General features: G+C 37.3%; 20 protein-coding genes. 14 read left to right on the forward strand and 6 right to left on the reverse strand.

The features are described 5' to 3' along the window. The first annotated feature begins 41 nt into the window (after positions 1 to 41). From ACWPVE_RS13380 to thrB, 3 genes are read left to right on the forward strand one after another with little or no spacing between them, the layout of a single operon-like run. Positions 42 to 1,340 (forward strand): homoserine dehydrogenase, encoded by a 1,299-nt coding sequence (locus ACWPVE_RS13380; RefSeq protein ID WP_453994111.1) that lies wholly within the window; start codon positions 42 to 44, stop codon positions 1,338 to 1,340. Next, positions 1,337 to 2,404 carry a threonine synthase gene (gene thrC, locus ACWPVE_RS13385; protein WP_453994113.1) on the forward strand — a complete coding sequence of 356 codons (1,068 nt, stop codon included), beginning with the start codon at positions 1,337 to 1,339 and terminating at the stop codon, positions 2,402 to 2,404. The genes ACWPVE_RS13380 and thrC overlap by 4 nt, the downstream gene beginning before the upstream one ends. Next, entirely contained in the window at positions 2,394 to 3,314 is a 921-nt protein-coding gene (thrB, locus tag ACWPVE_RS13390; RefSeq protein WP_453994115.1) for a homoserine kinase, read from the forward strand. The genes thrC and thrB overlap by 11 nt, the downstream gene beginning before the upstream one ends. A gap of 449 nt (positions 3,315 to 3,763) precedes the next feature. Here the strand turns inward: thrB and ACWPVE_RS13395 are convergent, their stop codons facing one another. Together ACWPVE_RS13395 and ACWPVE_RS13400 are read right to left on the reverse strand one after the other, a co-directional pair. Next, entirely contained in the window at positions 3,764 to 4,984 is a 1,221-nt protein-coding gene (locus ACWPVE_RS13395; protein ID WP_429896512.1) for an ISL3 family transposase, read from the reverse strand. 167 nt (positions 4,985 to 5,151) lie between these two features. Continuing rightward, positions 5,152 to 5,469 (reverse strand): NifU family protein, encoded by a 318-nt coding sequence (locus ACWPVE_RS13400; RefSeq protein WP_453997532.1) that lies wholly within the window; start codon positions 5,467 to 5,469, stop codon positions 5,152 to 5,154. 228 nt (positions 5,470 to 5,697) lie between these two features. Here ACWPVE_RS13400 and ACWPVE_RS13405 point away from each other — a divergent pair, with 228 nt between their 5' ends. Further along, positions 5,698 to 6,024: a YuzD family protein gene (locus tag ACWPVE_RS13405; protein ID WP_453994117.1), complete on the forward strand. Its 327-nt coding sequence runs from the start codon at positions 5,698 to 5,700 to the stop codon at positions 6,022 to 6,024. Positions 6,025 to 6,367: 343 nt separating this feature from the next. Here the strand turns inward: ACWPVE_RS13405 and ACWPVE_RS13410 are convergent, their stop codons facing one another. Then, positions 6,368 to 7,435: an NAD(P)/FAD-dependent oxidoreductase gene (locus ACWPVE_RS13410; protein ID WP_453994119.1), complete on the reverse strand. Its 1,068-nt coding sequence runs from the start codon at positions 7,433 to 7,435 to the stop codon at positions 6,368 to 6,370. A 185-nt stretch (positions 7,436 to 7,620) separates the two neighbouring features. On the opposite strand from ACWPVE_RS13410, the gene ACWPVE_RS13415 reads away from it, so the two are divergent. From ACWPVE_RS13415 to ACWPVE_RS13435, 5 genes are all read left to right on the forward strand, one after another. Beyond that, on the forward strand, positions 7,621 to 7,857 hold the full coding sequence (locus tag ACWPVE_RS13415) for a YuzB family protein (protein ID WP_453994121.1): 237 nt from the start codon (positions 7,621 to 7,623) through the stop codon (positions 7,855 to 7,857). Positions 7,858 to 8,126: 269 nt separating this feature from the next. Beyond that, complete coding sequence (locus ACWPVE_RS13420; RefSeq protein ID WP_453994123.1) at positions 8,127 to 8,492, forward strand: HesB/IscA family protein; 366 nt, start codon at positions 8,127 to 8,129, stop codon at positions 8,490 to 8,492. Between the two features lie 335 nt (positions 8,493 to 8,827). Beyond that, the gene (locus ACWPVE_RS13425; protein ID WP_453994126.1) at positions 8,828 to 10,054 is read left to right on the forward strand and encodes an NAD(P)/FAD-dependent oxidoreductase; all 1,227 of its coding nucleotides are present in this window, start codon (positions 8,828 to 8,830) and stop codon (positions 10,052 to 10,054) included. A 432-nt stretch (positions 10,055 to 10,486) separates the two neighbouring features. Then, entirely contained in the window at positions 10,487 to 10,813 is a 327-nt protein-coding gene (locus ACWPVE_RS13430; RefSeq protein ID WP_453994128.1) for a YuiB family protein, read from the forward strand. A 235-nt stretch (positions 10,814 to 11,048) separates the two neighbouring features. Next, positions 11,049 to 11,732 carry a 3D domain-containing protein gene (locus ACWPVE_RS13435; protein WP_453994130.1) on the forward strand — a complete coding sequence of 228 codons (684 nt, stop codon included), beginning with the start codon at positions 11,049 to 11,051 and terminating at the stop codon, positions 11,730 to 11,732. A 27-nt stretch (positions 11,733 to 11,759) separates the two neighbouring features. Here ACWPVE_RS13435 and ACWPVE_RS13440 read toward each other — a convergent pair whose 3' ends face one another. After that, positions 11,760 to 12,230, reverse strand: a complete 471-nt coding sequence (locus tag ACWPVE_RS13440) for a divergent PAP2 family protein (RefSeq protein WP_453994132.1) — start codon at positions 12,228 to 12,230, stop codon at positions 11,760 to 11,762. Between the two features lie 210 nt (positions 12,231 to 12,440). On the opposite strand from ACWPVE_RS13440, the gene ACWPVE_RS13445 reads away from it, so the two are divergent. Beyond that, positions 12,441 to 13,949 carry a leucyl aminopeptidase gene (locus ACWPVE_RS13445; protein ID WP_453994134.1) on the forward strand — a complete coding sequence of 503 codons (1,509 nt, stop codon included), beginning with the start codon at positions 12,441 to 12,443 and terminating at the stop codon, positions 13,947 to 13,949. A gap of 293 nt (positions 13,950 to 14,242) precedes the next feature. Here the strand turns inward: ACWPVE_RS13445 and ACWPVE_RS13450 are convergent, their stop codons facing one another. Next, positions 14,243 to 15,463 carry an ISL3 family transposase gene (locus ACWPVE_RS13450; RefSeq protein WP_453994136.1) on the reverse strand — a complete coding sequence of 407 codons (1,221 nt, stop codon included), beginning with the start codon at positions 15,461 to 15,463 and terminating at the stop codon, positions 14,243 to 14,245. 269 nt (positions 15,464 to 15,732) lie between these two features. Here ACWPVE_RS13450 and ACWPVE_RS13455 point away from each other — a divergent pair, with 269 nt between their 5' ends. The 4 genes from ACWPVE_RS13455 to ACWPVE_RS13470 all read left to right on the forward strand — a co-directional run bounded on the left by ACWPVE_RS13455 (position 15,733) and on the right by ACWPVE_RS13470 (position 21,279). Then, a complete protein-coding gene (locus tag ACWPVE_RS13455; RefSeq protein ID WP_453994138.1) occupies positions 15,733 to 17,070 on the forward strand; it encodes a Na+/H+ antiporter family protein in 1,338 nt (445 codons plus the stop codon). A 467-nt stretch (positions 17,071 to 17,537) separates the two neighbouring features. Continuing rightward, positions 17,538 to 18,095: an isochorismatase family protein gene (locus ACWPVE_RS13460; protein ID WP_453994140.1), complete on the forward strand. Its 558-nt coding sequence runs from the start codon at positions 17,538 to 17,540 to the stop codon at positions 18,093 to 18,095. Between the two features lie 243 nt (positions 18,096 to 18,338). Further along, a complete protein-coding gene (locus tag ACWPVE_RS13465; RefSeq protein ID WP_453994142.1) occupies positions 18,339 to 19,544 on the forward strand; it encodes a quaternary amine ABC transporter ATP-binding protein in 1,206 nt (401 codons plus the stop codon). Positions 19,545 to 19,548: 4 nt separating this feature from the next. Then, positions 19,549 to 21,279, forward strand: coding sequence for a glycine betaine ABC transporter substrate-binding protein (locus tag ACWPVE_RS13470; RefSeq protein WP_453994144.1), 1,731 nt, complete (start codon positions 19,549 to 19,551; stop codon positions 21,277 to 21,279). A 102-nt stretch (positions 21,280 to 21,381) separates the two neighbouring features. On the opposite strand, the gene ACWPVE_RS13475 is transcribed toward ACWPVE_RS13470, so the two are convergent. Beyond that, complete coding sequence (locus tag ACWPVE_RS13475) at positions 21,382 to 21,993, reverse strand: biotin transporter BioY (RefSeq protein WP_453994146.1); 612 nt, start codon at positions 21,991 to 21,993, stop codon at positions 21,382 to 21,384. Between the last annotated feature and the right edge of the window lie 165 nt (positions 21,994 to 22,158).

Genomic DNA, 22,158 nt, shown 5'->3' on the forward strand with positions numbered 1-22,158 from the left:
ACAATTGTATTTCTAGGGAGTACAGAGGAGGCGGAAGAAGAATGAAAAGTATTTCAGTTGGATTATTAGGATTAGGTACGGTTGGTAGTGGCGTTGTTACGATTATAAAGAACCATCAAGATAAATTAATGCATCAAGTTGGATGCCCAGTAGAAGTAAAGAAAGTGTTAGTACAAGATCTCACTAAACAACGACCAGTAGAAATTGATCCGTCAATTTTGACAACAAATGCTTACGATGTAATTGAAGACCCAGATATTGATGTTGTTATAGAAGTAATGGGGGGAGTAGAAGACACTAGAGAGCTAGTTCTACAATCCCTTCGTAATAAAAAACATGTTGTAACAGCCAATAAAGACTTAATGGCTTTATACGGTCCAGAACTATTAGTTGTAGCAAATGAAAATGGCTGTGATTTGTTTTATGAGGCAAGTGTGGCAGGGGGGATTCCAATCCTTCGTGGCTTAGTAGATGGCTTTGCATCAGATCGAATTGTTAAAATGATGGGAATCGTTAACGGTACAACGAACTTTATTCTAACAAAGATGAGTAAGTACGGAAGTGCCTATGAAGATGTGTTAAAAGAAGCACAAGAACTTGGCTATGCAGAAGCAGATCCAACAGCAGATGTGGAAGGACTAGATGCAGCAAGAAAGATGGCAATTTTGGCTTCATTAGGGTACTCGATGAATATCGACCTCAAAGACGTTCGTGTTCAAGGAATTTCTTCTGTAACAAGTGAGGATATTGAATACAGTAAACGTTTAGGGTATGTCATTAAATTAATCGGTAATGCCCATCGCGCAGGAGAAAAGGTCGAAGTTAGTGTTCAGCCAACGCTTCTTCCAGAATCCCATCCTTTGGCTGGGGTAAATGACGAATTTAACGCAGTATATGTGCATGGTGAAGCAGTCGGTGAAACAATGTTCTACGGACCAGGAGCGGGTAGTTTACCAACAGCAACTTCCATTGTTTCGGATTTAGTGGGTGTTATGAAAAATATGAGACTTGGGGTAAATGGTAGTAGTGCTGTAACTCCTCAATTTGAGAAAAAACTTAAAGCTGACTCAGAGATCTTTTCAAAATACTTCTTACGTATTCACGTAAAAGATCAAGTTGGGGCGTTCTCAAAAATAACATCCCTGTTTTCAGAACGCGGCGTAAGCTTTGAAAAGATTCTCCAATTACCATTAGAAAACAAAGAATTAGCTGAAATTGTCCTTGTTACACATCAAGCATCACTACGTGACTACGAGGAAATTTTGGTACAACTTAGAGATCTACAAATTATTCAGGATGTTAAGAGCTCTTATCGAGTTGAAGGAGGAAACCAAGGATGAGATGGCATGGACTATTACAGCAATTTAGTGAATATTTACCAGTAAACACAAATACTCCAATGCTTTCTTTAAATGAAGGGAATACACCGTTAATCCCACTGCATTCCATTTCTGAGGAGTTAGGTGTTGAATTATACGTAAAAGTAGAAGGTGCTAATCCAACTGGTTCGTTTAAGGATCGTGGTATGGTAATGGCGGTTGCTAAAGCAGTAGAAGAAGGTAGTGACACAATTATTTGTGCATCCACTGGAAATACATCTGCAGCAGCAGCAGCATACGCAGCACGTGCAGGCCTTCGTTGTATCGTGGTCATTCCTGAAGGGAAAATTGCAATGGGGAAATTAGCGCAAGCTGTCATGTATGGCGCTGAAATTATTTCAATTGAGGGTAATTTCGACCATGCCCTTCAAATGGTACGTAATATCAGTGAAGTTGCACCTATCACTCTCGTAAACTCTGTAAATCCATACAGAATTGAAGGTCAAAAAACAGCAGCATTTGAAATCTGTATCCAGTTAGATGGAGCTCCTGATGTTTTAGCAATTCCAGTTGGAAATGCAGGGAACATTACTGCGTACTGGAAAGGATTCAAAGAATATCATGAGCGCCATAATACAGGTCTCCCTGTGATGCGTGGATTTGAAGCGGAAGGTGCGGCAGCCATTGCTAAAAATAAAGTGATAGAAAACCCTGAAACAGTAGCAACTGCAATTCGAATTGGAAACCCAGCTAGCTGGAATAGTGCTGTAGCTGCTGCAAGTGAGTCAAACGGAAAAATCGATGAGGTATCTGATGAGGAAATCCTTGAAGCATATCGATTATTAGCAAGCAAAGAAGGCGTATTTGCAGAACCAGGTTCTTGTGCATCCATTGCAGGTGTCATTAAGCAAGTTCGTAGCGGTGAAATTAAGAAGGGAAGCCGAGTAGTTGCAGTCTTAACTGGTAATGGACTAAAAGATCCAAATATCGCAATCGAAGCAACTTCAATTAAGCCTGTTGTTCTGCCAAATGATGAGAAGCTTGTCTATGAACATATTAGAGGAGCCGTTTTACATGAGGTCTGAGCAAGCCTTTCAAATAAAAGTACCAGCGAGTTCAGCAAATCTTGGACCTGGTTTTGATTCATTAGGGTTAGCAGTCAATCGATATCTAACCCTTCAGGTCGAACCAAATCACGAGTGGGAGTTTGTTCCACAATCAGAAGAGATTGCGGATACCCCAACGGATAAAGAGAACTTTATCTATAAAATGGCAGAAAAGGTAGCGAGCAGATTCTCATGCGAACTTCCTCCTTGTAAAGTTTTTGTACAAAGCGATATCCCATTAGCAAGAGGACTCGGAAGCAGTGCGGCAGCAATTATTGCTGCAATAGAACTAGTAAATGAGCTCTGTCATCTGCAATTAACACCTCAACAAAAGCTAAATATAGCCTGTGATATTGAAGGCCACCCAGATAATGTTGGAGCATCTTTATATGGTGGGTTAGTAATTGGGAGTCATCGAGGAAGTGAGGAAACGGACCTTATTCATGTGAATGACCTATCCTTTGATATGGTCGTCGTCATTCCTTCTTATGAATTAAAAACAAAGGATGCCAGAAGTGTGTTGCCAAAAGACCTTTCCTACCAAGAGGCAGTAAAGGCTAGTTCAATTAGCAATGTTATGGTAGCAGCACTTTTAACAAAAAACCTGGAATTAATGGGGAAAATGATGGAACTAGATCTTTTTCATCAGCAATATCGTGCAAATCTCATTCCAGAGTTCAACAGTATTCATCGTGTGGCAAAGAGAGCAGGAGCATTTGGAGTTGCGATCAGTGGTGCAGGTCCGACAGTTATTTGTTTTACTGAGAGTGGACGAGGCAGTCAATTAAAAGCCGATCTTTCTCTTGTATTTGAAGGATATCAAGTCGAAGAACTTGCGATAGAGAAGAGAGGCAGCCAACTAACTACAGTATCATTACATGAAAAATAGTGAAACCAATTTGGTTTCACTATTTTTTTCATCTATTTACTTAAATACTGCGGGTAACATCGAAATACTGTCACTATATCAAAAATACTGTCACTAGCGTAGGATTACTGTCACTATATCAAAAATACTGTCACTAACGTAGGAATACTGTCACTATATCAAAAATACTGTCACTATATCAAAAATACTGTCACTAGCGTAGGATTACTGTCACTATATCAAAAATACTGTCACTAACGTAGGAATACTGTCACTATATCAAAAATACTGTCACTAACGTAGGAATTACTGTCACTATTTCAAAATATCGCCACTAACTACTCTTTAACAAAAGGTTCTAAATCAAATGTTGGGGTTTTAGGCTACCGCGCTACGCTTGGTGGCCTCTATAAAAAATGATGGATGATACCATTCATCATTTTTTATAGAGGAGAATCACACCAACTCGGTTAACCAATATGTACCCCAATTCTTTTATACTTGTGTGTTAATAAAATCTTCGCCCTAAAGCGTTCAAAAACTCTAAATCCATAAGCATTTCTCTTTAGAACTTTGGTTGAATTATTAATTCCCTCTAAAAACCCATTTGAATATTCATAGGCAAAGCTATTTAATACTTCAACTTGCCAATTTTGTATGGTCTTTATTGCTTTAATCATTTCAGGTATCTTTGAATCCTCAATTAACTTATATAGTTCTTCCAATTCCTTTTTAACCAAACTGATACTGTTTTTTCCGTTTTCTTTAGCACGTAAAAACCAAGTACGATATGCCTCTTTAATTTCATATGCTTGTTTGAGTTCATTCGACATCTCCAAGTAACGATTTAAATGCCATTTCTCATCCTTAGTTAAGCGTTGGCAGTCTTTATGAAAGACATGTTTCATACGTTTACACTTTTTACGGTCGTAGCCATGAAATTGGTTTTGTACTCGACGTCTTACTCCATCAAGCCCCCAATAGATGTAACGACAAAAATGAAATCTATCAGCTACAATAACAGGTTTACCCAATGCCTCTTGAACGGCTGCTTTAAAGGAATGATTCATATCCATTATGACTATTTGCACTCTAGATCCGTGCTTTCTTAAGTAGTCTTTTATCGTACGTTTATAACGATTTGGTAGAATATCAATCGGTTCTTTTGTTATCCCATTCGCAATGATTAACTGGTATTTCCCTTCGCGGGTATCACCCTTGTATTCATCAATAGCTATAACTGTAGGTAATTCTTCCACCGGACGAATTTCACTTCGTGAAATTTGATCGAATCGACGTATAATGGTTGAAGATGAACACCCGTAGATTTCAGCTGTTTCCTTAAATGTTTTTCCTTTAATTGCTTTAATTGATATAGCTTGATTCCATTCTATTGAGGTACGTTGATAACGCATGACAAAAGGATTTTTCTCTGAAAAACGTTTCCCACATTCACAGACATATCGTCTACGCTTATAAAAGATTTGGGTTTTTCTTTCAAACCACTTTAAGTGTTGAATTTTTTGTATACGATAGTCATGAATTTTACTCGTCCTTTGGTTACATTTAGGGCACCGATGTACTTTTCGCTCCATTTCAACGTACAGGCGGATAACTTCGCCCACTTCTTCAACATTGGTTAGGATAGACCCTTTTAATCCAGGAATAATCATGGTAAAATCCATATACACGCAACTCCATTCTTTAGACTTGTTTCTGGACAATTCAAGTATAAGAGAATGAGGAGTTTGCGTGTTTTTTTATGCACACAAAATTTTGTTTAAACCCCAACAAATATTATAGAGCCTAACAAAAAAAGTGCCTCAAAAAAATTGAGGCACTCACATTTATCTATTTATTAAAATACTTGTTCGACTTCGACTACACCTGGAACCTCTTCTAATAAAGCACGTTCAATTCCGGCTTTTAAAGTGATTGTTGAACTTGGGCAGGTACCGCAAGCTCCTAATAAACGAAGCTTCACAACGCCATCTTCAACATCAACTAAATCACAGTCACCGCCATCACGAAGTAAAAACGGACGAAGTTTATCTAATACTTCTTGTACTTGCTCTTTGATATCTAATTCAGCCATTACGATTGACTCCTTTCTCATACCTTTATAATTATTATAATCTGTTTCTTGGAAAAAATCTATTAAAACAAGGAAAAGCATTTTTTCCAATTTTCAATACATATGCTTACCTGAGAAAATCTATGATGAATTCAGATGTATTCATGCTTCTTTTGGTGTCTATTCTAACAGATATTTAGTACAATGAAAAAAGAAATGATTTACTTTTAGTACAAAAGAAACCATCTTTAAGTGACAACGTCCTTGTGAGCACAACGTGATACCTAAAGCAGGCATAATAGTCCAGAATGGGAAAAAGGAGAGTTTGAAATGGAAAAAAAGGTTGAAGTCTGTGTATACGGCGCAGAAATCTTATGTCCTAGTTGTGTGAATCTTCCATCTTCAAAGGAGACATATGAATGGCTTGAAGCGGCCTTGAGCAGAAAATTTCCGAACCAACCCTTTGATATTTCGCATATTGATATATTTGATCCGCCGAGTGACGAGGAAAAACAGGCATTTGCTCGTCGTGTCATTGAAGAAGATATGTTTTATCCAGTTGTTGTGTTAGAAGGGGCTATAGTTGGAGAAGGTAGCCCAAAACTAAAAACTATTTACGCAGAAATGGAGAAACACGGCTATAAGGCAGCTGAATAGTTAGTGTAAGTAAGGGTGACAATGTCTTCCTTACTTTTTTGTGATTAAGAATCTTCTCTAGGGACAAACTCTTGTTCGACAGAAGAGAAGTGTCTCGGAGATATGTTTTCGAGACAACTCCCCCTCAGAAAATAGAGTAGAAATGTCTTTAAGGCAAGTTGTCAAGTCCACTGGCCACTGTTACTTTAATTGAAACGTCTTTAAGGCTGTATTTCCGAAACAAATCACCTGTGTACTAACAAAGAAAAGTCCTTGAAAAAGAAAGAGCACTATACTCTGATTACAAATCTTCTCTAGAACAAAAAAACACGGAGCATAAAGCTTCCGTGTTTATTAAAATGTGTCATCCATTATGATATTTGTACATCCACAATACACCTGATTTTAACATGCGAGGTACGCGTCCAGTGAGGGCGCGTTCTGCCACTAAACCAAAACCTTCTTTTTTACCTAAAGAACCTAGAACACCTTTAAGCTTAATTTTAGGAAATTCTGCTGGTGGTTCTTCACCTTTCCAGCGCTTTAACAGCACCTGAACAATTTGTTCAGCTTGGCCTTCTGCTAATTGAGCACTTGGTGCATGTGGGAGGCTTGCGCAGTCGCCTACAACGTATACATGCTCATCATTAGGCAGGTTGTGTTGTTTCGTTAAAACAACGCGTCCACTTCCATCTTTTTCAACGTCTAAGTCTCTCACAATTTTATTTGGTTGAATTCCAGCTGTCCAAACAACCACATCACTTTGAACAGGTTGATCGTTATTATATAATATATTTTCCTCGACTCTTGTAATATTTGAGTGATTGATTATTTCAACATCGTTTTTATCAAACCAGTTTTCAACATACATGCTCAATTTTTCTGGGAAAGCCGAAAGAATATGCGTACCTCTATCGAATAATTTTATCTGTAAATCTGGTCTACTTTCATATAGCTCCGCTGCTAATTCTACCCCACTTAAACCTGCTCCAACGATGGATACTGTTGCGCCTGCAGGAAGGCTATTGAGCTTTTGATACGTTTTTCTAGATTTGTCAATGGTTTGGATACTATAGGTGAATTCTTTTGCACCTGGTACATTATGATATTTGTCCTCACACCCCAATCCAATGACTAAATCATCATATTTCACAGCTTCTTGGTCTTTTAACTGGACGAGTTTTGCATCCATATCGATGCCCGTAATTTCCCCATATTTTACGTGCAATCGAGGATGCTCTGGAAATGTTACACGAACATCTGAGTCAGAAATAGTCCCAGCTGCCAGTGCATAAAATTCTGTTTTTAAACTATGATAAGGCACACGGTCAATTAAGGTGATTTGAATATCCTCTGGTAATTGATTAGGTAGTAGGCGATGTAAGATTCGCATTCCACCATATCCCCCACCTAAAATGACAAGATTTTTCATGATGATTATCCCCTTTTTTGTTCCTCTCTTGATTAAGCATACATTGCAATTTTTATTTAATGTAATCCTTTTCAAAGACACTAAAAGTATAGCGAATATATGGCAAAATAACAACTTAATTCGGGAATTTGACGTATTGAAAAAAAGAGAGTACGATATGTAGTTGTAGTGAGGAGGAAAGCTTAGTGAATCCCATCATTGAATTTTGTGTTAGTAACTTGGCGAGTGGCTCACAGAAAGCAAAGGAAATCCTCGAACAGGATCCAAATCTTGATGTGATTGAATATGGATGTCTTAGTTACTGCGGACAATGCTTTGAGTCGTTATATGCTCTTGTAAATGGGGATATTGTAACTGGTGAAACAGCTGATGAGCTTGTAGAAAATATCTATACCCATTTAGAAGAAAACCCAATGTTCTAATACAATGTTTATATAAATTAGAGAAAAAGCAGTTATGAACTGTTTTTTCTTTGTTTTGGGCAAAAAGAAAACTCTCCATCAAATAATGAAGAGTTTCTAAAAAACGGGGGATGGTCTTATTGTGCACAATAAGTTTCCATTTTATACTAGTAATAGGAAAAATTATATATAAATTAAATTAAAATGAATTATTTGTAACGAACTTCGTTAACCATTATACTAATAGTAATAACCTATTTTTGATAAATAAGAAAAAGGAGGTTACAGACATGACAGATCGTGTAATTACTATTTCTGAAGCTGCAGCTTTTCAAATTAAAGATATGATGAAACAAAATGATGAAGAAGGTTCATTCTTACGTGTTGCGGTTAAAGGTGGCGGTTGTACGGGCCTTTCATACGGGATGGGCTTTGAACAAGAACTAAATGAAAATGATGTCCAAGATGAACAACATGGGATTAAAATAATCATCAATAAAGAAGATGCTCCGATTTTAAACGGTGTAAAAATAGATTTTAAACAATCACTTATGGGCGGTGGATTTACGATTGATAATCCGAACGCCATTGCATCTTGTGGATGTGGTTCCTCATTCCGTACAGCACAAGTTGCGGGAACACCTGAAGACTGTTAAAAGTAAACTTGAATGACGTTCGTTTTAAAAGTCCAAATATGGCAACTTTTAGACCAAAAAACAACACTTTTCTAACATTCGTTAAAAAGGTGTTGTTTTTTTAATATTTATAAGGTTTAAAAAGCTTGTAAACTCTTGAAAAATCAAGGTAAAAATCATATTATGAGATGTAGATATTAAATTGTAAATCTTTTTGACAAATATCGAAATGCTTACTGCTTTAGTATGCTGTCTTACGTGAAAGATATCACAAACTTTTTATCAATAAAATCAGAGCTTGCAGTTGAAAATAGGTGTATATAGATTTTTTTACTGCAAAAAAAGAAAAGGTGGGCGTGATTACTTTGAGAAAGCCAAAAATCGTCGTTTTAGGAGCAGGATACGGTGGATTAACCACTGTAGTAAATTTACAAAAAACGTTAGGTGTTAATGAAGCAGATATAACTCTTGTTAATAAAAATGATTACCACTATGAAACCACATGGTTACATGAGGCTTCTGCTGGTACTTTACCTGCTGACCGTGTACGGTATCAAATTGAAGATGTCATTAGTGGACATAAAGTAAAATTCACTAAAGGCTCTGTAGCAAAGATTGATCGAGAAGGAAAGCGCGTCATTCTTGAAGATGATTCACAAATTGAATATGATTATTTAGTCGTGGCATTGGGCGGAGAATCTGAGACTTTTGGAATAAAGGGGTTAAAAGAATACGCGTTTACAATTTCAAATGTAGATACTGCACGTCAAATTAAAGAACATATTGAGTATCAGTTTGCAACATATAATACTGAAGAGGAAAAAGATGACACTCGTCTTACTATCGTTGTAGGTGGGGCAGGATTTACAGGAATTGAGTTCTTAGGAGAATTAGTAAACCGAGTACCAGAACTTTGTCGTGATTATGATGTTGATCAAAACAAGGTTAAAATCATTTGTGTTGAAGCTGCACCAACAGTTTTACCAGGTTTTGATCCAGAACTAGTGGAGTATGCTGTTAATCATTTAGAGCGCAGAGGTGTAGAATTCAAGATTGGTACTGCAATTAAAGAAGGTACACCAGATGGAATAATCGTAGGTAAAGATGATATAACCGAAGAGATTAAAGCAGCAACTGTTGTTTGGGCAGCAGGTATTCGTGGAAATAGTGTAATTGAAGCATCTGGTTTTGAAGCAATGCGTGGACGTGTCAAAGTAGATAAACATCTTCGTGCACCAGGACATGAAGAAGTCTTCTTCGTAGGGGATAGCTCTTTAGTGATTAATGAAGAAATTAATCGTCCATATCCTCCAACAGCACAAATTGCAATGCAACAAGGTGCATTAGTTGCGAAAAACATTGCAGTTCTTGTTCGAGGACAAGGTGAACTTGGCGAATTTACTTTTGATAATAAGGGAACCGTTTGTTCGCTAGGTGAACATGATGGAATCGGAGTTGTATTTGGTAGAAAAATTTGGGGCTCAAAAGCAGCATTCATGAAGAAAGTTATCGATAATCGTGCATTATTGATCGTGGGTGGACCAACACTTGTTCTTAAAAAAGGGAAATTAAAATTCATCTAAGAAAAATGTTAAAGGAATGCGCAAAATGACCGCATTCCTTTTTTCTATTTTAGCTTCGAATCCTAAGCAAAATCAATTGACTAGGGACAGCCCCTTTAGTACACTAGGAAGGGATTTGTATTCGTCTTCACAAGCGCTTAGCCAGTTTTTAACCTAGATAGGCTTCTGAGAGTATCTTGTGAAATGCTTTGCTTTGACTGCTCGAGGTCACGAGTCAATCTGACAAGAGGGCAAAGTACAACTTCTAGCCAGCTAGCCCTGTGCTATTCGACTTGTACAAGACAAGGAAAGCTTTAAGAGCATCATCGCACGAAGAAAATGTAAAGCATTTTCAAGGATGTGCGGACATCGACCTTTGACACAGGACGTGGCAGAACTTAGTCGATTGTCCACCATTAGGCGCTTGCGCATTTGTTTTAGGAGGTGGGTGCCATGTCACTCAGTTTTTTACCGATTTTATTAATATCAATGCTATTATTTTTCGTTTTATTTTTTGGAATTGGATTTATCCTTAACATGTTATTACGGATGTCGTGGATCATGGCCATAATCTATCCTATCGTTGCCATTGCTATCATTCAAGAAGTTTCATTCCTAGATTACTTTACTTCACCTGGAAGTGCGTTTTCTTCCTTAGGTAATAGTATCACGACACTTGCCGTACTAGATATTGTGATCTTAATTAGTGGATTTGCTGGTGCTATTTTATCGGGTATTGTGATTAAGCTTCTTCGAAAAAAGGGATACAGAATGTTCTAGAACAAGAACAACGATTGAATATTTGTTACATATGACGTAAGGATCTTTTCTTGGATCCTTACGTTTTTTATGTTGGACTATTTGAATAAAAAAGAAATGGTGAACTCCGAAAACTACGATAAGAAAGTCATTCGAAGGTTTTCACCAATTTTTGGAAATGGCTATTTTCTGTCCTCACACGAATAATTTCGAATCGAAATGGAAAGAAATAGATTCGTGAGAGGAGTGGAAAAATGTGTTTCGTTTAAACACAATTATAAGAAGAAGTGCAATGACTTTTTTATTTGCAATTGCACTCATTACGACGTTCCAATCTTTTTCTGGAGTACAGACTAGGGAAATGACAAACTGGGTAGGCGAACAAATAGTTGATAAATCGAAAACAATGGCAATTCATAGTGTAGAAATGATATCTAAATTTTTATATTTCATTAATGGAGAAAAGGCAGTTGCGGCTTCGAGTGTAGAAAGTACATTACCAATTGAAGAAGCGATTGATTTCTCAAAATATCCTACAAAAACGGTTGTGGCGACTGGATACACTGCTGGGGTTGAATCAACAGGTAAGGATGAAAATCACCCCTCTTATGGAATTACGTATTCAGGTGTTAAGGTAAAACGTGACCTGTATTCGACAATTGCTGCTGATCTAAATGTCTTTCCGATTGGAACGATTTTATTTATCCCAGACTATGGGTATGGCGTAGTAGCTGATAAAGGTGGAGCTATTAAAGGTAACAAAATCGATTTGTATTATGAGACAGTAGACGATGTTTATGCAAAATGGGGGAAGAAGACCCTGGATGTTTATGTAATAAAAATGGGCGAAGGTAAAATATCTGAAGAAGAAATTGCAGCAATGAACGAAGATAAGTCTATGCAAGTGTTTCGTCAACAAATAATAGGTGAAAAGAGTTAGGGCTAATCATTTCGATTAGCCTTTTTTTTATAGAATATGAAGCAGTAAGGTTAATAAAATTCCTGTTAATCCGCCGAAAAAAACCTCGATAGGTTTATGACCTAATAGTTCCTTTAGTTCACTTCGTTTTTGATCCTCATCTAGTTTTGGCCATAACTTCGCATCTTCGGCAAATTTTTGGAAGTCTGCCACAAGTCTATTTAATACTGTAGCTTGTTCACCTGCATGTCTACGTACACCAGAAGCATCAAACATAACAATCACTGCAAATACCGTTGATATTGCAAAGAATGGAGAATCAAGTCCTTGTTCAAGAGCAATACCAGTGGTTAAAGCAGTAACAGCCGCAGAATGGGAACTAGGCATTCCACCAGTACTCGTAATTAATGACCAGTCCACTTTTTTTGTCACAACAAAATGTAGGGGGACTTTGACAAATTGTGCAAATCCAATTGCCGCAAGTGCAGCCCAAAGGGGAAAATTCGTAAAAAGCTCCATGTAAACTCGTCCTCTCGCCAAAAAACATTATCTTTGTCTGGATTCTATTTTTTTTGTAAAAGTATAATGAAAGCATTAACAAAGATTAATCCTTATTATAAAAGAATGAATAGTACTATTGCAAAATGAATTTTTCTACAGTGGATGTAGGATGAAATTTAGCGCCTCGAAGTTTATAATGAAAGAATAAAATAACTGGAGGTGCAAAAGATGTTTATCGTTAATAACGAAACACATATAAAAGATTCTCATGAAGCCATACTGATTGGTCTCTATGCTAAAAATCAAAAGCCAACTGGGCTTACAAAAGAACTTGATACCTTACTAGATGGTTACATAACAGAGTTGTTAAAAGAAGGGGATATTTCACCGAAGCTACATACTGTTTCAAAAGTACATACACTAGGTAAGGCACCTATAAAAAGGATTTATTTTATTGGTTTAGGGAGTAGTGGAAAACAGTCCTTCGATTCGCTAAGAGAAGCTTTTGGAAAAGCTGTTAAAACACTTTCAGAAGCAAAAGTAGAAAGTTTCGCACTCGAACTTGATTCATTTGTAACAGAAGGACTAGACGAACAAGATGTCGCACATGCGTTTGGGGAAGCTCTTTCTTTATCAACATATAAATTTGCAAATTATAAACAAAAGCCAAATGAGCCTGAAAAGAGAATAGAAGAAGTAATCGTTTATACAAATAGCGATGTAGAAGAGATTCAGGCAAGTCTTACCGTTGGGTATGCATATGGTCAAGGAACAAACTCTGCCAGAACTTTAGTGAATCTTCCTGGCAACATGCTAACTGCAACTGATTTAGCAAACTATGCAATAGAACTTGGAACGAAATACGGTTTTGAAGTGGAAATCCTTGAAAAAGAGGATATGGAAAAGCTCGGAATGGGTGCTCTACTAGCTGTAAACAAGGGGTCTGTCGAGCCTCCCAAAATGATCGTTCTGAAATATCAAGGTCGAAATGAATGGGAAGATGTTATAGGATTAGTTGGAAAAGGAATTACCTTTGATACAGGCGGTTATTCAATAAAACCAAAAGATGGCATTGTTGGCATGAAGTCAGATATGGGGGGGGCTGCAGCTGTATTAGGAGCAATGGAGATTATCGGTGAATTAAGACCTGAAAAAAATGTGGTAGCCGTTATTCCTTCAACTGACAATATGATTAGTGGTAATGCGTTTAAACCAGATGATGTCGTGACATCCATGAATGGCAAAACAATTGAAATATTAAACACAGATGCGGAAGGAAGACTGGCTTTAGCGGATGGAATTACTTATGCTAAGTTCCATGGAGCTTCTTACCTTGTCGATGTTGCTACCTTGACTGGTGGAGTGATTGTTGCTCTTGGAAATGATATTACGGGTGCAATGACAAATAATGAAGCGTTTTTCGAGGAAGTATTAGAAGCATCATTGGAAGCTGGAGAACCTATTTGGCGTCTACCAATTACAGAAAATCATAAAAAACGTGTGCGTAAAAGTGATGTAGCGGATTTAAATAATTCACCTGGACGTGATGGACATGCGATATTCGCTGGCACCTTCTTAGGTGAATTTGCGGAAAACACTCCATGGGTGCATCTAGATATCGCTGGAACTTCGATAACTAAGTCTCCTCATAACTTAGGACCTGCTGGAGCAACGGGAGTAATGGTTCGTACCCTAGCAACTTTAGTAGAGAGATTTGGAGAGTCAACAGAAAATTAAGTTTGTATGGAAGTCTACCTAATCGGTAGGCTTTTTTTGACTGTCTAGAATGAAAAAATCCAGTCTGTTAATAATTATTTTATTAGATTATTCACGTCTTGTGCAAGCAGCTATCCTCCCTTAGGAAAGAAAACTTTATACTTATAGGCATCTGGCCAAAATTTTGTGTTGTTTTTTGGTTCTAAATCAAATGTTGGGGTTTTAGGCTACCGCGCTACGCTTGGTGGCCTCTATAAAAAATGATGGATGGTACCATTCATCATTTTTTATAGAGGAGAATCACACCAACTCGGTTAACCAATATGTACCCCAATTCTTTTATACTTGTGTGTTAATAAAATCTTCGCCCTAAAGCGTTCAAAAACTCTAAATCCATAAGCATTTCTCTTTAGAACTTTGGTTGAATTATTAATTCCCTCTAAAAACCCATTTGAATATTCATAGGCAAAGCTATTTAATACTTCAACTTGCCAATTTTGTATGGTCTTTATTGCTTTAATCATTTCAGGTATCTTTGAATCCTCAATTAACTTATATAGTTCTTCCAATTCCTTTTTAACCAAACTGATACTGTTTTTTCCGTTTTCTTTGGCACGTAAAAACCAAGTACGATATGCCTCTTTAATTTCATATGCTTGTTTGAGTTCATTCGACATCTCCAAGTAACGATTTAAATGCCATTTCTCATCCTTAGTTAAGCGTTGGCAGTCTTTATGAAAGACATGTTTCATACGTTTACACTTTTTACGGTCGTAGCCATGAAATTGGTTTTGTACTCGACGTCTTACTCCATCAAGCCCCCAATAGATGTAACGACAAAAATGAAATCTATCAGCTACAATAACAGGTTTACCCAATGCCTCTTGAACGGCTGCTTTAAAGGAATGATTCATATCCATTATGACTATTTGCACTCTAGATCCGTGCTTTCTTAAGTAGTCTTTTATCGTACGTTTATAACGATTTGGTAGAATATCAATCGGTTCTTTTGTTATCCCATTCGCAATGATTAACTGGTATTTCCCTTCGCGGGTATCACCCTTGTATTCATCAATAGCTATAACTGTAGGTAATTCTTCCACCGGATGAATTTCACTTCGTGAAATTTGATCGAATCGACGTATAATGGTTGAAGATGAACACCCGTAGATTTCAGCTGTTTCCTTAAATGTTTTTCCTTTAATCGCTTTAATTGATATAGCTTGATTCCATTCTATTGAGGTACGTTGATAACGCATGACAAAAGGATTTTTCTCTGAAAAACGTTTCCCACATTCACAGACATATCGTCTACGCTTATAAAAGATTTGGGTTTTTCTTTCAAACCACTTTAAGTGTTGAATTTTTTGTATACGATAGTCATGAATTTTACTCGTCCTTTGATTACATTTAGGGCACCGATGTACTTTTCGCTCCATTTCAACGTACAGGCGGATAACTTCGCCCACTTCTTCAACATTGGTTAGGATAGACCCTTTTAATCCAGGAATAATCATGGTAAAATCCATATACACGCAACTCCATTCTTTAGACTTGTTTCTCGACAATTCAAGTATAAAAGAATGAGGAGTTTGCGTGTTTTTTTATGCACACAAAATTTTGTTTAAACCCCAACAAATATTATAGAGCCTGTTTTTTTAGCTAACATGACCATTGAACCCACCCGTTTGAAAAAATTCATTGACGTTCTAATACATCGTATGATATTGTAATTTAGTAATTTAGTTCTCTACCAATTTAGCAAACTAAAGCAAAATAATAATAAATAGAAGGAGTTTTCATCATGAATGCAGTTGTTATTGCCGTTCTTGTTATGCTGATTTTAAGTTTATGTCGTATAAATGTTGTCGTCGCTTTAGCAGTGGGCGCAATAGTTGGAGGACTCACAGGGGGCCTTGACATGGCTACTACTGTTTCATCCTTTACTGAGGGCTTAGGTGGCAATGCTACTGTAGCGTTAAGCTATGCACTACTTGGTAGCTTTGCAGTAGCTATTTCAAGAACAGGATTACCTGATGCAATGGTGGACCTCGCGGTAAAAATGGTTGGCCAGCAAGGAGACAGTAAACGTAAAACCTATTCGAAAGTTTTGATCCTATTAATTATTTTAGCGATCTCAATATCATCACAAAACATTGTACCTGTGCATATCGCATTTATTCCGATTTTAATTCCACCTTTACTAAAAGTGTTTAACGAACTTGAGATTGATCGTCGACTTATCGCTACAGTCATTACATTTGGTTTGACAGCACCGTATATTGCTTTACCAATTGGATTTGGTGAGATTTTCCAAGGTCTCTTACAACAATACATGGCAGAAAGTGGTTTAGAAGTAACGAAAAGAGATATCCCATTAGCTATGATAATTCCGACTGCTGGTATGGTAGTAGGGTTATTGATTGCAGTCCTCTTTTCGTATCGTAAGCCAAGAAAATATCAAAATCTTCAAATCGCGAAGGAGTCAGAACAAAAAACGACATATACAAAAAAGAGTCTTACATTTGCACTTCTAGCTGTAATCAGTACATTAGGTGTACAGTTAACACTTTCTCAGGTGTTTGATGTAGATGGCATGATTTTTGGAGCATTAGCTGGAATTGCCGTGTTATATTTCAGTGGATCTATGAAAGTAAGTCAAGCTGATGAAGTGATAACTGGTGGAATGAAAATGATGGCATTCATTGGTTTTGTCATGATCACAGCTTCTGGCTTTGCAGCTGTGATTAAAGCAACAGGTGATGTTGAGGAACTTGTAAAGCAGTCAGCAGCCTTAATGAATGGTAATCAATCTCTTGCGGCTATAATGATGTTGATTGTGGGTCTACTAGTGACAATGGGAATTGGGTCATCTTTTTCGACAATTCCAATTATCGCAACGATTTTCGTACCTTTATGTATGGAACTAGGCTTTAGCCCGATGGCCACAATTGCCATCTTTGGTACTGCTGCAGCTCTAGGTGATGCAGGTTCACCTGCCTCAGACAGTACGCTTGGTCCAACAGCTGGACTGAACGTGGACGGACAGCACAATCATATTTGGGATACATGTGTACCTACGTTTTTACACTATAATATTCCACTCATTATTTTTGGATGGATTGCAGCCGTTCTTTTATAAAAATGCCCTCTAGTAGGGAGTTGACTTTAGAATAATTGGAGCTACGACATTCGGAGGGCACTGAAACCTGAAAAAGTCTCTTTCTAAAGTTGATGCTCATCGCTATGCTCCTGCGGGGTCTCCCTGTGTCACGCTTTACCCGCAGGAGTCTCGTGCATTCTGTTCCAATCATCATAGTTAAAAGGGTATTATTTTCTCTGAATTTGAGAAAATAATACTTTTTTTTATTGTGTAATTTTTGTCTTAATTCAATATGGGTGGTGCTTATGATTCAAAAATAACAATCGATCTGATTCGTATGTTCGAGTGTCAATTAGACTGGTTCTAACCTTTTTTGAAAAATATAATTATGAAAACAATATTAACCTCAAGAAACTCTGGAGTTAAAGAAGGTATATACATATTTATTGTTAAATATAAATAGAATGAAAAATATGGAATTTTTGACTGGTGAAGGGGGAAATTATTTGAATCAAGCACTACTGATCATTGATGCTCAACAGGATTTGATAGAAGGTAATCAAGAAGAATTGGGAGTTTTTGAAAAGGAAAAATTGATTAACAACATTAATACGGTCATTGATAAAGCGATAGAATCAAGTGCTACTATCATTTTTATACGAGATTTAGATGTTTCTACTGGGGAAGGACCAGGTTTCCAAGTACACAAAGATATTAACGTACCATCCAGTGCTGTCAAATTTGATAAGGCTGCAACAAATTCATTTTACGGCACAGCATTACAAGAATATTTAAGCAAAAATAAAATCAAGCATTTGGTAATAATGGGTTGTAAGACAGAACACTGTATTGATACGGCTGTTAGAACAGCTACAATTAACCATTTTGATGTAACATTAGTTGGAGATGGTCATTCTACTTCAGACTCGAAAATTTTATCAGCAAAACAAATTGTTCAACATCACAATGAAACTCTTCACGGACATTATAATGTTGATAACTTTTCAATTGTTAGACAAACAAATGAAGATTTGTTTATCCCCATTCATAATCAATATCGATAACATGGGTATGTACCCTTATAGTCATTTAGTTGAACAAGGTTCGTCCTATAGAGGATGAACCTTGTTTTTTGTTATTTAATCCATCCATTTTTTTCATTTTTTGGAATATCACCTCGGTGCGAAAGCTCTACGACTTGATTTGTCTTTCTTTATTCCTTTCCCATTCCTCTGCAACCTTCATAGGTGTATAGGAAATGGGGAAAACTATCTCGGACCTAAGAAATATAAATATGAGGTGATCTGATGGAGCCATATGTAGAAGTAAGGAATGTCTCGAAAATATTCGGGAAATCCCCTAAAGCTGCCATTGATTTATTGAAACAAGGCAGATCGAAGAAAGAAATCTTAAAAGAAACAGGACTTACGGTTGGGGTAAATAATGTTAGCTTTAAAATATACCCCAGTGAAATCTTCGTCATCATGGGTTTATCTGGAAGTGGGAAATCTACCTTAATCCGTATGTTTAATAGGTTAATTGATCCAACAATTGGAGAAATCCTCATTAAAAATGAAGATATCGTTAAGATGAATGCGAAAAGGTTACGAGAAACTAGACAAAATAGAATCAGCATGGTTTTTCAGAACTTTGCTCTTTTTCCCCATAAGACGGTATTAGAGAACGCAGAATTTGGACTTGAGATAAAAAAAGTCGCGGTTGACGAAAGACGTGAAAAAGCAATGAATGCGCTAGAAGCAGTCGGATTAAAAGGGTACGAACAACAATACCCATCGCAATTGAGCGGTGGGATGCAACAAAGGGTAGGTCTTGCGAGGGCTCTGGCAAGTGATACCGATATTATTTTAATGGACGAAGCGTTTAGTGCATTAGACCCGTTAATTCGTAAAGATATGCAGGATGAATTAATTGCCATTCAAGAACAGTATAAAAAGACCATCATTTTTATCACTCACGATTTAGATGAAGCCCTAAGAATTGGGGATCGAATTGCCTTAATGAAGGATGGAAGTGTGATTCAATTAGGAACACCTGAAGAAATTATGATAAGTCCAGCAAATGAATTTGTGGAGAAGTTTGTAGAAGATGTAGATTTATCGAAGGTGATTACAGCTTCTCACGTGATGAAACGAGGAGAAAAAATAAATGTGGATCGAGGTCCAAGGGTTGCGTTGGAGATTATGCGAAACCAAGGATATTCTAGTATTTTTATTGTAGACCGTAAAAATAAGCTGTTAGGAGCACTTACTGCTGAACAAGCACGTCAAGCCATTGAGAACAAGCAGACAATTGCTGAAGCGATGACAACAGATATTCCAACGGTTTCGGAGGATACATTACTAACCGATTTGATGGATGAAATCGCAACATCAAATTTACCGATATCTGTGATCGATGAAGAACATCGATTCAAAGGAATTGTGATCCGTGGGGCTGTTATTGCTGCATTATCGGGAAATAAAGATTCTTTGAATGAATTGGAGAGTGACTAAATAAATGGGTATTCCTAAAATTCCATTAGGAGAATGGGTAGATTCTTTAGTCGAATGGTTAACGGTTGCTTGGGCTGGCTTCTTTAATTTTATAACAAATGTCATTGATGGTTTATTGGATATAATAGTGGACGTGTTAAGTATTGGTCCTCCTGTTATCCTAATTCTTCTCTTGACTCTTTTAGTTACGTATACAAGCAGATGGCCATTAGGCATTTTTACGTTAATAAGTCTGCTTTTGATTGATAATCTCGGGTATTGGGATTCGAGTATTCAAACAATAGCCATTGTTTTATTATCAGGATTACTCACGATTATTATTGGAATCCCTTTGGGAATATGGTGTGCCCAAAGAAAAACAGTTCAAAACATTGTTACCCCTATTTTAGACTTTATGCAAACAATGCCAGCGTTTGTTTATTTAATCCCCGCTATATTATTTTTTGGGATAGGAGTAGTGCCAGGAATCATTGCCTCTTTTATTTTTGCTATTGCACCAACCATTCGGATGACGAACTTAGGTATTCAGAGAGTACCTACCGATTTAATTGAGGCAGCAAATGCATTTGGTACAACAACTAGTCAAAAATTGTTTAAAGTTCAGTTACCATTGGCTGCACCGACGATTATGGCGGGAGTTAACCAAAGTATTATGCTAGCCCTGTCAATGGTCGTTACGGCATCATTAGTTGGTGCACCTGGACTTGGGGCTGATGTATATCGAGCGGTTAGTCAAATTGATGTTGGACAAGGCTTTGAAGCTGGATTGTCGATTGTCTTCATTGCTATCATTCTTGACCGTATCACGCAAAACTTACGCAAGCCTGCCTATGGACATGCGATTAAGCCTAAAATTGTTTTTTCTATCTTTGCAATACTTGTAATAGGTACGGCCATTTTTGTTGCGATTACAGAAAACAAAGCTCCTTTAAATGGGAATCCAGATGGGATTGGCGCCCAGACGGATCATGAAATTATCGGAATAGAACCAGGTGCAGGTATTATGGAATTGACAAATACAGCACTTGAAGAGTACGAATTAGATGACTGGGTTTTACGAGAAGGTTCCTCAGCTGCAATGGTGGCTGAACTTCAGAAAGCCTACAATAATCAGGAACCGATTATCATTACTGGATGGTCACCACATTGGATGTTCTCGTCTTTTGATTTGAAATATCTCGAAGATCCAAAAGGTGCTTTTGGTGGATCGGAAAGTATTCATACCATCGTAAGAAAAGGTCTTGAGCAGGATGCACCTGGTGCATACACGATCCTCGATCAATTTTCTTGGGAACCAAGTGATATGGAGGCTGTGATGGTTGATGTCACGAATGGAATGGATCCATCGGAAGCGGCGAAAAAATGGGTGGATGCTAACCCTGACAAAGTTTCTAACTGGACAAGTGGTGCAGCGTCAGGAAATGGTGAGCCGATCAATCTTGTATTCGTTGCCTGGGACACAGAAATTGCTAGCACCTATGTAATAGGGAGAGTTCTGCAGCAACATGGTTATGATGTGACATTGAGTCAAGTTGAAGTAGGACCAATGTTCGCAGGTGTTGCTAATGGAAGTGCTGATGGGATGGTCGGGGCATGGCTACCATCGACACACATGGAATATTATAACACCTATAAGGCTGACTTCATTGACCTTGGAGAAAATCTACAGGGAACGAAGAATGGATTGGTTGTCCCTGAGTATGTTGAGATTGATTCAATTGAAGATTTAAAATAATGAAGAGAGAGTTTCCTTCTCATGGAGACTCTCTCTTTAACATTAGTCCGTTATCTTACTGATTCCAGAATAAAACCAACCATTATTATCGTTTGAAAAAGCTTAGGATGCGTTTGTAATGGTATGATTCATCGACTTTTTTGTTACAGTTCGATATATTCTAGGCGAAATAACTGCCGCAAAAACAGTAAAAGCAAGGTCCTTTACAATAAACCAAGCCATAACAGCCCATGCAGCGCCGTAACTCATGTCAATCTCAAGCCAAACATTTAAAGCGAGGTACATGTAATTTGTTCCAATAAAATAGTTCATGAAAAGACCTACAAATGAGGCTATCATAAATGTTTTAAGGGTTGGATTCCCCTTGGCATGTTCAACGATTTTTCCTGCAAAATAAGCGGTTGGAATGAAAGATAGAATAAATCCACCAGAACTCCCGATAATGGGTGCAAAGCCTGCTGAAAAACCTGCAAAAACAGGGGCTCCTGCAATTCCAATTAGCATGTAGATGATCATAGAAATCGCACCTAAACGACTTCCGAGTAACAGTCCTGCTAATACCGCAAAAAAGGTTTGCATCGTTAAAGGAATTCCAGCAACCTGTAAGAAAGGTACCATTGAAGTAATATTTGCACCAATTGCCATGAGTGCGGCAAACATTCCCACATATGTAATTTCAATTGTCCGAACTCTTGATTTCGATAATGCTGTCATGTTGAGTTAACCTCCGATATTTTTTGGTTAACAAAATAGTAAATCAAGAATTTACATATGTCAACATTAATATTTATTTAGTTTACAAATGAAAAGTGCAGTCATATGAATGAGCGTACATCGATAAAATAATGGTATATGATTTTCTTTAAAGATGGCATGAAG

This window comes from Bacillus nitroreducens (assembly GCF_964021195.1).